Below are 13142 nucleotides of genomic sequence, written 5' to 3' on the forward strand. Positions count from 1 at the left end.
CTAAGCTGTCGCGTCTTTAATTTTCGAGAGTGTTCTCGTTGCAACAAGGGTTCCAGACCATAAAAAGTGCAAGTTATACGCGCGACAGCTTAGTAGTTTTAACAGCAGGATGAATCTTGAAGCCAAGTTGCTCAAGTTTTAGACGAGAAAGGGACTCCTTCAGAATGATAGTAAAGGGATATCGCTGGAATACGGTAGCTTTCCCTTGTGACAATAGCAGCCTAGCACGGCTGATACGGACTGGATATAACGGTTGTTGGTTGGCATCGAGAATCAATACTTTGGTCATGCATGATATTCCTTACGAATAAAGTTGTTAAGGGACTATCAAAAAATCAATCTCCAATCTTGATCTTAGGGATTCCAACAAATAAATTCTTCAATCTAGTGGAGTGGTCAACATGAGCGTCTTTGGCTACGGGCGGACTTTTCGCCCCACCCCACAAGATTTTTTATTTGTCAGTCCCTAAACAACGATCCCTGCTTGTCGCTCCCGGCGTTGCACTTCTGCCCGGACTAGCGGAATCACATCACGACCGTAAGCGATCGCATCTCCTAATGGATCAAATCCCCGAATCAATAGAGTACTTACCCCTGCATCATAGTAATCCACAAGGGACTCTGCTACTTGCTCCGGTGTACCAACCAGGGCGGTAGTATTACCATAAGCACCAGTAGCGGCGGCAATTGGCGTCCACAAGCGCTTATCGAAAATTTCGCTTTCTTGGGCAAACTTTAGCAAACGATTGGAACCGACTGCTTGCGGACGGGCTGAATTAAAGTAAGGAGTTATCGGTAGCTGATTTTCTGTTTTTGCAGCCCGAATTTCCTTAACCCGCGATAGAATTGAGTGTGCTTGTTCCCAAGCCTTCTCCTCAGTATCACCTAGAATTGGTCGCAGCGATACACTAAAGCGTGGCGATCGCCCTGGTGGTGTTACAGCTTTTACTTCGCGTATCCGTTCCTTAACCGCCGCAATGGGTTCTCCCCACATAGCATAGACATCACTATGCTTTGCACCCACAGGTACTGCTGCACCAGAAGCACCCCCAAAGTAGAGGGGTATGTGCGGCTGTTGTAAAGGCTTCACATCTGAGTAAGCATCTTTCACCCGGTAGAATTCGCCCTCATAGTCGAAGGGAGTATCACTCGTCCACACCCGGCGCACGATATCGAGGTACTCATCTGTACGGCGATAGCGAGTATCATGGTCAAGCCAATCACCATCGCGTTGCTGTTCGGCATCGCTGCCACCTGTAATAATGTGTACGGCAATGCGACCATTAGTAAAATGATCCAAAGTTGCTGTCTTGCGTGCGAAGAGTGTAGGAGCGACGAAACCAGGGCGGTGGGCGATTAAAAACTTCAACCGTTCTGTTGCCGCCGCCGCGAACGACGCCACAGTTAAGCCATCGGGGCCAGTTGAACCATAGCCTACCAGCACCCGATCAAAGCCACCATCCTCATGTGCCTTAGCAAACTTGCGGACATAGGCGGCGTCTATGGAACCACCGGTGAGCGAAACTGTCGGCCCATCTAACTCAGATATTTGTCGCGTTCCAATCATCCCAATAAATTCAATCGGCATAGTGCATCTCCTTAAAAATTACAAACTTTGGGCATTGGGCATTGGGCATTGGGCATTGGGACATTGGGACATTGGGCATTGGGCATTGGGCATTGGGCATTGGGCATTGGGCATTAGTTATTCCCCTTGTCCCCTGCTCCTACTTAGCCGTGGGGCAGATAGTCGCAGCAACATCTACTCTTTTCGGTAAAATCTTTTGCTCCAGCATCCAGTCAGCCGTCTTCTGAATTTTGACAACATCATTAGCATTCGGTGTGACAAGTAGCTGTGGCCCTTGATTCTCAGTTACCCGCTTGGCTACGGCTGGAGAGATTTTGATGTCCTTGACCAGAAATTCGGCTGATTTTGCCGTATTTGCATTCAACCAATCGTATTCCTCGCTTAAACCCCTGAAAGCTGCTTTTACGGCTTCTGGAGATTTAGCCGCAGCCTGATTACGCACAAGCATTACACTGTAGGTAGGCGCTGGATGGGTTGTGGTGATTCTCCTAGCACCATGCTCTAATTCAGCAACTGAGATATATGGTTCCCAAACTGCCCAAGCGTCCACAGTTCCTTGGTAGAGAGCGGGTGCGGCATCAGTTGGAGCTAAGAAGACACGCTGAACTTTTTCTTTAGGAATGTTCTCTTTTTCCAATACTTTTAATAACAGATACTCGCCTGCACCAGCCTGATTGACAGCGACTTTTTTACCTACAAGGTCAGCAGGCTTACGGATAGGAGAATCACCGCGGACTACGATCGCACTGCTCAATGATTCAGGTCTGGGACGCTGGACAGCCCCAATGCATAGATCCTGTCCGGCGGCGATCGCTGACAATCCAGGAATGTCTCCGCACCCACCGATATCGGCTTGATTAGCGCTAATTGCTTGGAGTAAGGTAGCACATCGGTCAAAGGGGCCAGCCCACTCAGTTTTGATATTTTGAGCCGCAAGCCTCTTTTCTAACTCTCCTCGTTGACGTGCAATTGGTACCACACCTCCCTTTTGGTATCCCAGGCGAATCAAACTAGTTTTCTCTTGAGTCTGGTTACTGACATTTTGGGCAGTGTTAGTATTTGCAGAGTTACTGGGAGCGCAGCCAGAAATCACCAAACCTAGCCAGGAACTAGCAACCAAAAAGGCACTAAAGGACTTGACTGAGCATTGTGGCAATAAAAATAAGAACTTTTTGAACTGATTCAACAACTTTTTTATTACTCCTTTGATTAAAGAAAAGATAAGAATGAGAGTCTAAAGGTCAACTCCAGCACTCTCGTCTTTACTGCTCATTTAGGGATTTTCAAGGAATAAATCATCCAATCTTGTGCGGTGGTTTCACAATAATTAGTTGGATATTTTTTATTGGGAAGTCTCTTAGCTGCGATATTAGTTAGGCTAAATACGGTAAATTGGTCGGATAACCGTTAAATAGACTACAAGCAGAAATTATCACATCCAAATTTAAAAAGCAATAGGCTTGCTCTTAGGGGAGACAAAGCTACGCTTTGGCTCTTTGGGATTTCCTCGTTCCCAGGCTTCCGCCTGGGAATACATTTATGTGGGCTGCTGACTCAATGTCTGACTGGAGACGGAGCCTCAAATCAGCCATTCCCATATTCAGCATGGGAACAAGAGAAATGTAACAAAACTAGAGTGAGTATTTTTGCTTAAAAAATAGCTTTGTTCGGAGACATCGCCTAGTTCCTAACAAATACAAATGAAGTATTAATCGCTGCAATTACAGGTGTTGAAATTATTGCTGCGATTACAAGACGGGCGCGTGGTGGCAGTATTAGTATTTCAGATGCAACATCTGTGTGTAATCAGTTCAAGAACGATTTATTATCTGAGTATCAGGTTGTAGAAATTACGGTTCATATCATCAACTCTGCAATGGCATTAGCTGAAATACGGGGATTACGAGGTTACGACGCAGTTCAGCTAGCAGCCGCTTGTACTATAAATGCCCTCTGCATAACTAACGGTTTACCCCCTATGAACTTTGCATCTGCCGATAATGAGTTGAACGCAGCAGCTGCAAGTGAAGGGCTAATGATTGAAAACCCCAATCAATACCCCTAACGCCTTTTAGTATAATTTAAATTGAGCATCAAAACGGGGTAATTGCTTGCAAATGCAGGGTTTTTTCTAACTGCGGATGCTCGAAGCGAAGTTCTCTAGCGTGCAGATGTAACCGATTGGTAACTGCACAGCATCCATAAAGGCGATCGCCTAAAATAGTTACCCCAAGTCCTCGCGTATCAGCTGCATGAACTCTCAACTGATGAGTCCGTCCTGTTAGCGGCGTAAATTCTACGCGGGTGTAGTCTCCTTCCCTCGCCATTACCTGGAAATGTGTCAAGCTGGGTTTACCGTGCTGCCAATCAACTTTTTGCTCAGGGCGATTTTCCGGATCTCCCCACAGTGGCAGTTCAATTGTACCTTGCTCAACTGTCACAGCACCGGAAAGGATGGCTTCATAAACCTTGTGAACCTGGCGTTGCTGAAACTGCTGGCTGAGTTGCCGATGGGTTTGACGATCGCGTGCTAATAACAAAACCCCAGAAGTTTCCTGATCTAGGCGATGCACAGATACAAGCCCCATGCCATCTGGTAACAGATGACGTAAGCGACTCAAAACACTATCTTGGCGATCGCGATAACGACCAGGCACCGAAAGTAACCCAGCAGGTTTGTTTACAGCAATCAGCCATTCATCTTCATAAATAATGGGGATCTCTCCCTTAATAGAGAAGGCTGGGAAATTACAACGTTTTTCATTGGAGTCAAACACATTGGAGCTACGCAAATGTGTTAATGTATTTACCAAGAGTGGGGTCGTTGTGTGAAAATCCCTATTAGGGATTAAAATAGGTCTTAACCCTGAGAGCAAAAACCCCATCAATGGCTGACATCGTTCGGCACATGCGCCATAAAATTCTCCCTGGATTTTATCCTGATTTACGGAAGACGCACCCCACCAAAATTCTGCCATTGCCAGTGGTTTTAGATTATGTGTTGCCGCATAATGGAGCAGCTTTGGGGCACAACAGTCTCCTGTGCCAGTGGGCGAACCTCCTGGCATCAATTCTTGCAATGATCGCGATCGCCCAGAAAAATTAGTCAGGCTGTAGCTAGCGTGCATCTGAGCTTGTAATTGACGGGATAGCGCTTTACGCTGTTGTTTCAGTTCGTTAATTCGCGCATCCGTCGCTGCAATTAACTGTTGAAGGGGCTGTAATACCGCATTTTGCTGGCGTTTAAGTTGTCGTCGCTCAATTCCCTGCTGTCGACTCTCTTCGTCGAGTTGTTCAAGGGCAATAGTGAGTGCTTCTGGAGTGAGTGGATTGCAGATTTGCTGACGTTTTTCCTGTCGTTGATGTTTGCAATGGCGATGGCGATCGCTCATTGCTTGCAACTGTTGCTCAAACTCATCAGACAGGGTTTCATACTGCTGGCGTTCGGTTAGTTGCTTCAAAGTAAGGAGTTCTTGCTTAATCGCATCCAACTGTGCCAAAGTGCGGGCTTCCTGTAAAGCAACTTCCTCTCGTCCTAGAATTGGCGGCACCCAGCCCTCAACAACACTGCAACCATTCAAAAGACCGGAAAAGGCTTTAAGTACCCTTTGTTCGCCATTAGGAAGTTCAACCACTAGTATTCCATACATCTTGCCTTCACGAGAATAACAGTCATTGTTGGCAAGATGTTGCATAAGTTCGTGAGCGATCGCTTCGGACATTGAAGTGCGGGGTAATTTCAGGCGCTCGCCACTTTGAAGACAACGCCCTTCATAGTAATAGTTGGGGGATGCATTGCTGTCTATGAAATCTGAAGGCGAATGGATAATCACCATAAAATATAGACCTGTTCTCTCGCTATTATTGACGTAAGGCAAGAATCTCCACTGACTCATTAACTACCACTATAATTGTACAAATATTGCGAAACTGTTACGTCACAATTAATTAGTTTGGAGACACAGAACAAGAAAGTATTCTGGTGCTGACTTGAGAAGTGATGACCCGATGATTTTATTTCCGGGCAAATACCTTTCATCAGTTAGTCTTGAGTTTCACATACTGATAACCATTCTCAGAATGAGAATTGCTGGCGTCTACGCATTTGGGTAATTAGGGGTGCGATCGCATTTCCTAAAAAGAGGCGATCGCTTCTTGTTTCAATTAGCTTTACGCTCTTTGAGGACTTGGTCTAGCAAATGTCTCGCAGGTTGTGCTTTAGCCAACGCTGCTTGATGGTCATTATAAGCACGAACAAGGCGAGAAAGACTGCTCACACCTGCCTTGAGTTGCTCAAGTTCTTCACCAGCAACCAGTTCCCCATCAAGCATCCGCCCGATCAACGGTTTGATGTCGCCCACTTCCTGCCGGACTTTTTGGAGCTTTTCTAGGTTACTCAGTAAGCTTTTGAGGGAGTTCAAGATGTCGTCAATATCCTGCACATCCTCCACTGGTTCGGGCAAATCTTCAATTGTCACTGTATTTTCATCTGAAATTGTCGGCAATTCCTGTGCAGATGTTTCATTTTTAACCCCGTTTGACCGTGCCATCAACGCTTCCTCAAGGAATTTTCCTTAGTGTATCGCTTATCCCAAGTTGCCCAAGTTACTAAAAATAGTATTGTTATAATTCGTTAAACTTAGTGAGTATTAATACAGTCCATAATCAGGGTCACTTTCAATCCTTCGACGAATATGGGGGGGTAAAATCTACTTCTGTTGCGGAAGAATCCACGGCTTTGTTATTCAGTTATATATCCCTCTTCTCAGAAACAGAAATGCTTCTGAGAAGAGGGATATAAAACTCCTATTTAATTTTTCAAAAAACTCAGTACAACTCGAATATCCTTGTTAGCTGTTGCCTATTGCCTGCCTATCCTATGCAAGTAAGTTTACAAATCAAAGCGGATTGCTATATTCGTCATTTTAAGCTCCGCAACGCACTGGCTCCCCTACATTTAAATTTATTAACATAGCTTGAAATATCAGTGCCGACTTACTTCCTCTAAAATAGGAGATATCTCATTGATTTGTTTGAGAGCTTTTGTTATTTATTGAGGCTAGATTAATGGGAAAATAATATATATTAATTACTCTTAATAAATCCAGCTAACAATTATTGCTAACTTTTGCCTTTGTTTTGTAATCTAAATTATTGATTTAGTTCCTCGTTATTTTTCTTAATTGCACAAAATATATCGGCAATTAGTTGAGCACTTACTATAAAATTTGGAATATGTTTCTGAGTCACTTGATCAGCTAAATTTTCAGTTTACCGAACTCATCAAATCTTCATATATTTGAAGTTTAGTTTATCTTTTCTAGGAAAAATAATGGGAATAATAAAGTAAATCGGATTAAGCAAATTAGTTAGCTATGAGCCAAATATGTCCTATCTCCAAAACCTGTGCTTGTCGCAATGTTGCACGCTGCCGGACTAAGGAAGCAGGCAGGCTCTTTCTCTGGTTTCCCGTTCCACATACTCTGAAAAAAGTCACCACCTACCTACAGCAGTTTGCTCTTGAGTATGAACTGATGCACGAGCGACCAGGTTTGAGTTTGAACTGTAGACCCGGAGAGTCCCTAGAAATTGCCCGTAACCTGGCCCAACTACTTGCACCGAGAGAATTAAAAGAGACGCAAGTCCTTTTCATTCGAGGCGCTATGCAACCTGAAATCCAGGATTTTAGTGACATAGCCTCATTACAACGCTTCATTAAGTTAAACCAATCCGACTGGCTGGTTGAAATGCTGGCAACAGAACGATTCACCAGTTACTTCCAACCAATTGTCTCAATTAAAGATACATCGCAGATTTTTGGATATGAATCGCTCTTGCGGGGAATAGATAAACAAGGCAATATATTGCTACCGAAACCAATTCTGGAGTTAGCAAGCGAAGCCGGACTTCTACCACAACTCGACGAAGTTGCTCGCCTCAGCGCAATTACTCAAGCCAGTCGCCATCAAGTAAGTGGGCACATCTTCATCAATTTTGCACTAACGTCACTTTATGACCCAGCTTTTTGCCTACGTAGTACGGTAGAGGCAATTGATGCTGCGGGCATTTCCCATGATCGGGTTGTTTTTGAAGTCGTGGAGTCACACAGTCCTCAAGATTTAGACCATCTCAAGACGGTGCTGCAATACTACCGGGATGCTGGGTTTCTAGTCGCCCTTGATGACCTGGGGTCTGGCTATTCCAGCCTAAACTTGCTACATCAGTTACGTCCAGACTTTATCAAGCTGGACATAGAGTTAATTCGAGATGTGCATCAAGACCTTTACAAAGCTTCGATTACCGAGAAGCTTCTAGAGATTACTCAAAAGTTAAATATCCAGACTGTTGCTGAAGGAATTGAGTGCATTGAGGAACTGAATTGGCTGCGAGAACGAGGTGCAACTTTTGCTCAAGGCTATTTGATTGCTAAACCCAGTGCAGTGCCTGTCACCACAACCCCTCAGTTTGATCCGATCGCATTAACTGTAGCATCGGCAAATTCTCAGCTGGTTGAGCAGCAGGTTCAACACCAAAGCGAGTCCGAGCGAATTGTCGCGGCTGTGACGCAGCGCATTCGACAATCGTTGAAGTTAGACGAGATTTTGCAAACCACGGTAGATGAAGTGCGACAACTGTTTAAGGTAGACCGAGTGGTAATCTACCAGTTTAAGCCAGACTGGAGTGGGTTAGTTGCTGTAGAATCCTTAGCAGAAGGGTGCATATCCATTCTGGGATTTCACGTCATGGATACGTGCTTTAAATCTACGCGTGCAGCTTACTACCAACAAGGCAATACTAAAGCGATTAAAGACACTCAAACGGCAGAACTATCGCCGTGTCATCTTGACCTCCTTCGCAGTTTGCAAATCCGGGCAAACCTTGTCGTACCCATTTTGCAGCAAGAGCGTTTGTGGGGACTATTGATCGCACACCAATGCCATAACCCTAGACAATGGCAGCAATCGGAGATTAACTTATTTAACCAGTTAGCGGGACAAGCTGCGATCGCTATACAACAATCAGAACTTTACCACCAATTACAACAAGCAAACCAGGAATTACAACGGCTTGCCTCTTCGGATGGTCTAACCCAAGTGGCAAATCGACGCTGCTTTGATGACAGGTTCAACGCCCAGTGGCAACGGTTGGCACGAGAGCAAGGCTCGCTATCTTTGATTTTGTGTGATGTCGATTACTTTAAGCTTTATAACGATACGCATGGACATCTGGCAGGAGATGATGCACTCAGACAGGTTGCCAAGGCAATCTCTCGGACAGTTAAACACCCGGCTGATTTAGTTGCTCGTTATGGTGGAGAAGAGTTTGCAGTCATTTTGCCGAATACTGATATGGAAGGGGCGATCGCAGTTGCAAGAGATATTCAGACCAATCTTAATGCATTACAAATACCTCATCCGCATTCTCATGTCAGTGAATTCATCACCCTAAGTCTTGGTGTGGCAACCATCACTCCTCATAGCCAATTATCTCCTGCAACCTTAATTGCTGCTGCTGATCAGGGACTCTACCAGGCAAAAGCCCAAGGAAGAAATTGTGTAGTGCAGATGGATTGTGAGGATGCTGACGTTAGATATCTCCTTTAGAGGATGAATGAACAAGTCTAAATTAATACCAGCCCTGGCGATTTCTAATCGCAGCTACACGAGACTTTACCCACCTGCGTGGGTTTAAGATCCTTGATTTTGTGTTAGTCAGCACCAGACGACTTTGCTTGTCTAGTAGCGAATTATATTCGCCCAAAACTTTTAAAAAATCCTCTTAGCACCAGTCTCTATGTTCTCTGCCAATTATCGTGAATATTGTCGATAAGATGATTATTTAATCTCAATCACAACTTTACCGAAGTGAGCAGCACTTTTAAGGTAATGATCAACTTTACGTGCCTCGGTAAAAGGAAAAACTCTATTAATAATAGGGTAAAGTTGATGTTGAGCGATCGCCTGATTTATCGCCTCAAACATTTCTCAATTGCCTATATAAATTCCCTGAACTGCTAAACTCTTGAAGAGTATTAGCATAGGATTAATCGCACTCCCTCTGCCTGATCAAATGTCAATCAAGCTAATACGTCTTTTAATTCGGACTGCTTGCAGCAATTTTGGTAGAATGCCTGCACGCTCCAGAGTTATACATTGAGAACAGTATAACCACCATGCTTGGAAGTACCTTCTTCCAATCACCTGTATCATGGAGCCATTCGTGGAGGCGTTCAAAAAATGACTACTTACAAAATCGCCTTTGAAGGTGAGGTGTTAAAAATCGGATTTGCTGAACCAGCACAAAACGATCAAATTGTCAAAGATGCGGCGGCACGTCTGGATGAGATGAGCAAAACAGGAGAGCTAGCAGGGGGAGTATTACTCAAGATTAATGGCCCGGTGTCAGTGCCTGTAGCCTTTGTATTGGCACATAAGGTAGGACATCTTTACGGTGCGATCGCATTTTTTGACCCCAAGTTAGGCAAGTATGTTGTCTGTATTACCCATAACCCAGCATACAGCCTGGGTGACTTAGTTGATTAAAGTCTTATATGCAACAGTTACCAATCAAAGTTGTTCTTTGCGGATCTCCTCATTCGGGAAAGTCTTGTTTAAGGGACGGTTTGAAGCAAGCGATGATGTCAATGCATCGAGCCGGAAAAGCGCCCTATCCCTATTTCATCACAGCTTGTCCTGATGGGGAAGGTGCATGGTTTGCGGAAACAGTAGGCAATAATGCTGCGTTAGCACAACAGTTAAAGGATGAGTATAAATCTAAATTTACTTTAGAATTTGCTCAACAAAAAGTAATACAAGTTCAAAATGCGTGTTTGCCTCTGAATATGATTGATTTAGGTGGCAAGATTGATGATAAAAATAAATTAATTGCATCTTATGCTACTCATGCGTTAATTTTATTTGGGGATATTACGCAAAATAATCCTTGGCGGGAGTTTTGTTTGGAACTCAATTTGCAAATCATTGACTGTATCTACAGCGATTATGACGGTGTTGCAGATCGCATTGATTCTGAGTCACCCATACTCACAGGTAGCGTTCATTGTTTGCAGCGTGGGGAGGATGTTTCAGAATCTCCGATGGTGTAAGAGTTGGCGCAGTTGTTGGTGGGGTTGAGTAATTGCAGTAATTTGTATAAATGAAAACAGGTAATATGGAAAATCCAAGTTCTGTGATGATTGCGATCGCTTGGTGTTTAGCTTGGGGAGAGGAGCGAAAACCTAAGTTTGATTTGACAGTTTTACAGCAAATGCGCCAAGCTTTGAAGGATGGGGAAGATGTTCCGCAAGAAGTACGATTCCTTGTCGAACAAGTGCAACAATTGCAAGGTATTGATAAAGATTACTTTCCAAAAACTCTAGATGAATTAAAGAGTAAGTATCCTGATTTATGGAATCAGACTAACCGCATTGGCTTAGTTTACGGTGGAGCAACCAAAATAAAGCAATATGTATTTGAGTCATCTAAAATTCAAGATATTGGTGGTGCATCTGCCTTATTAGATCGCATAAACCTGATTGATTTACCTGCATTATTTAATAAAAATCCTAAGTCAACCCAGTATACAATTCAGTGTAATGAAGTCAGAAAATGGCTGAATGACACTATTTCCATTGATTACAAACTCTCGGAAGCACTAATTCCAGAACTTATTATTTATTCAACAGGCGGTAATATTCTGGCATTTTGTCCGGCTATATTTGTTGATGATTTAGCGAATGCAATTGAAAAACGCTATACCGAAGAAACTTTAACAGCTAACTCCTGCGCGGTGGGAAATACATTTAGACTTCTAGAAATTCGCTTTGGTTTGCTCAGAGAACCTATTGAAAATACACTTTGGCTAGATTGGTATCGTCAGAAATATAAAGAACCACTGGTTCAAGCTTACTTTGGCAATCTGGAGAAGAATCAAGAGAATTCTAAAACAGAAAGATGTAATAATTTAGCTGTGTCTGTTGAGGATGTTTTTGCAGACCGCAAGAGTTTTAATGAACTGACAACAAAATTAGCAATTCTATTTAACCAACGTCGCAGTGGTCAAGACTTTTCTAGTCGCCCCAGTCGTTGCAATCCTCCCATGTTTGAAACGCATCCTTACTTGATGCGTGATGAGGGAGAACGTAGGTCTGCGGTGATGATTGTCCAACCGCCAAAACTACCTAGAGAATCCCATTTTTCTGAAGCTTCGGCTCGAAAACATCTAGTTGGTAACAGAGCAAAAAAAGGTTCGCCTCAAATTCCCGAATGGTATGAAGAATCTAAACTAGAATGGGAAGGAGGCATAATCGAAAGCTGGGTAGATAGATACAATCGCTTTCTCGGAAAAAATCTCAGATTACAAAAAAAATATTACGCGGCTTTGAAAGCTGATGACATTGAAATTGCTCAAAACCTCAGTCATATTGGTAATGCCAGTAAAGATTTTATTGCCTATATCTATGCTGATGGCAATAATATAGGCGGTTATATCCAAAAAATTCGGACTCCACAAAAGTATCAGGAGTTTAGTCGAGATGTAGAATTAGCGACGGAGTACGCAGTTTATTATGCATTAGCAGAGAATCTGCATCCTCACAAATTGCAAAAATTAAATTATGAAGAATCAACACTTGGCAACGGGGCTTTAATTCATCCCTTTGAAATTATTACCATTGGTGGTGATGACATTATCTTGATTGTACCAGCTAACAAAGCACTGGCGATCGCTCAAAATATTGGAGAGCAATTTGAAAAAGTTCTCCTCAAACAAGTGCCATTAACAGAAAGCATAGATAGTGAAAAGATAATCGGTGATTATAAAATAAAGCAAAACAGTAAGCCCATAGACTTAAAAAAATGCCATCGCTACAAACCGACAGAGGCTCCACCTTCCCAATGTCAACTCAGCACCTCAATTGGCGTACTAATTACAGCATATAATACCCCCATTTACTATGCCAAAGACCTGACTGAACAGTTGCTGAAATCAGCTAAAGAGCGTGCCAAGAAGTTGAAGAAAGCTGGATACTGTGGTGGGACGGTGGATTTTTTAACCATGAAATCTGTCACCATGATTTCATCCGACATAAAAGAATTTCGTAAACAGGCATTGACAAAAAACCTCAGGCCAAAGTTAAAGCTTTATGCCGCTCCCTATACCTTACATGAATTAGCAGGCTTAATCAGCGCAATAGAAGCTTTGAAAGATGCCAATTTTCCCAAGTCGCAACTTTACCAAATTCGGAGTTTATTAGAAAGAGGCAAGCAGACTGCCATTCTCAATTATCGTTATTTTCGAGTGCGACTCAAGCAAGGTAAACAAGACTTACAAGAAGAGTTTGAAGAAGCCTGGTGCAAACCTAAAGATCCAACTAATGGAGGTAATTTAGCCCCTTGGATATATGATGATGGCAAGCTGGAACCTAAAAATCCCGAAGATCCATTTTACGAAACCATTTGGCGAGATATTGTAGACCTGTATGATTTTATTGCTTCACCAGATGATGATAGTGATGTAATTGAGGCACAAATGGCAACTACCGAGGCTGAATAAA

The 13142-nt window shown here is 43.3% G+C and carries 11 protein-coding genes; 5 read left to right on the top strand and 6 right to left on the bottom strand.

Features of this window, described 5'->3' with window-relative positions; genetic code table 11:
* Positions 1 to 73: 73 nt before the first annotated feature.
* From V7K30_RS06025 to V7K30_RS06035, 3 genes are all read right to left on the bottom strand, one after another.
* On the bottom strand, positions 74 to 289 hold the full coding sequence (locus tag V7K30_RS06025) for an RRXRR domain-containing protein (RefSeq protein WP_334998053.1): 216 nt from the start codon (positions 287 to 289) through the stop codon (positions 74 to 76).
* A 177-nt stretch (positions 290 to 466) separates the two neighbouring features.
* Positions 467 to 1588: an LLM class flavin-dependent oxidoreductase gene (locus V7K30_RS06030; protein WP_334998055.1), complete on the bottom strand. Its 1122-nt coding sequence runs from the start codon at positions 1586 to 1588 to the stop codon at positions 467 to 469.
* Between the two features lie 139 nt (positions 1589 to 1727).
* Positions 1728 to 2777: an aliphatic sulfonate ABC transporter substrate-binding protein gene (locus V7K30_RS06035; RefSeq protein ID WP_334998057.1), complete on the bottom strand. Its 1050-nt coding sequence runs from the start codon at positions 2775 to 2777 to the stop codon at positions 1728 to 1730.
* 609 nt (positions 2778 to 3386) lie between these two features.
* On the opposite strand from V7K30_RS06035, the gene V7K30_RS06040 reads away from it, so the two are divergent.
* Positions 3387 to 3653, top strand: a complete 267-nt coding sequence (locus tag V7K30_RS06040) for a type II toxin-antitoxin system VapC family toxin (RefSeq protein ID WP_334998059.1) — start codon at positions 3387 to 3389, stop codon at positions 3651 to 3653.
* 28 nt (positions 3654 to 3681) lie between these two features.
* On the opposite strand, the gene V7K30_RS06045 is transcribed toward V7K30_RS06040, so the two are convergent.
* Together V7K30_RS06045 and V7K30_RS06050 are read right to left on the bottom strand one after the other, a co-directional pair.
* Entirely contained in the window at positions 3682 to 5424 is a 1743-nt protein-coding gene (locus V7K30_RS06045) for an RluA family pseudouridine synthase (RefSeq protein WP_334998061.1), read from the bottom strand.
* A 324-nt stretch (positions 5425 to 5748) separates the two neighbouring features.
* Positions 5749 to 6138, bottom strand: coding sequence for a hypothetical protein (locus V7K30_RS06050; RefSeq protein WP_334998063.1), 390 nt, complete (start codon positions 6136 to 6138; stop codon positions 5749 to 5751).
* Between the two features lie 825 nt (positions 6139 to 6963).
* Here V7K30_RS06050 and V7K30_RS06055 point away from each other — a divergent pair.
* Positions 6964 to 9192 (top strand): EAL domain-containing protein, encoded by a 2229-nt coding sequence (locus V7K30_RS06055; RefSeq protein ID WP_334998065.1) that lies wholly within the window; start codon positions 6964 to 6966, stop codon positions 9190 to 9192.
* A gap of 231 nt (positions 9193 to 9423) precedes the next feature.
* Here V7K30_RS06055 and V7K30_RS06060 read toward each other — a convergent pair whose 3' ends face one another.
* Positions 9424 to 9570, bottom strand: a complete 147-nt coding sequence (locus tag V7K30_RS06060) for a zinc-binding dehydrogenase (protein ID WP_334998067.1) — start codon at positions 9568 to 9570, stop codon at positions 9424 to 9426.
* A 255-nt stretch (positions 9571 to 9825) separates the two neighbouring features.
* On the opposite strand from V7K30_RS06060, the gene V7K30_RS06065 reads away from it, so the two are divergent.
* From V7K30_RS06065 to cas10, 3 genes are read left to right on the top strand one after another with little or no spacing between them, the layout of a single operon-like run.
* The gene (locus tag V7K30_RS06065) at positions 9826 to 10131 is read left to right on the top strand and encodes a CRISPR-associated protein Csx3 (RefSeq protein ID WP_334998069.1); all 306 of its coding nucleotides are present in this window, start codon (positions 9826 to 9828) and stop codon (positions 10129 to 10131) included.
* 8 nt (positions 10132 to 10139) lie between these two features.
* The gene (locus V7K30_RS06070) at positions 10140 to 10694 is read left to right on the top strand and encodes a hypothetical protein (RefSeq protein WP_334998071.1); all 555 of its coding nucleotides are present in this window, start codon (positions 10140 to 10142) and stop codon (positions 10692 to 10694) included.
* 50 nt (positions 10695 to 10744) lie between these two features.
* Positions 10745 to 13141, top strand: coding sequence for a type III-B CRISPR-associated protein Cas10/Cmr2 (gene cas10, locus V7K30_RS06075; protein WP_334998073.1), 2397 nt, complete (start codon positions 10745 to 10747; stop codon positions 13139 to 13141).
* Position 13142 lies beyond the last annotated feature (1 nt).

This window comes from Nostoc sp. (assembly GCF_036917655.1).
Lineage (GTDB): Bacteria > Cyanobacteriota > Cyanobacteriia > Cyanobacteriales > Nostocaceae > Nostoc.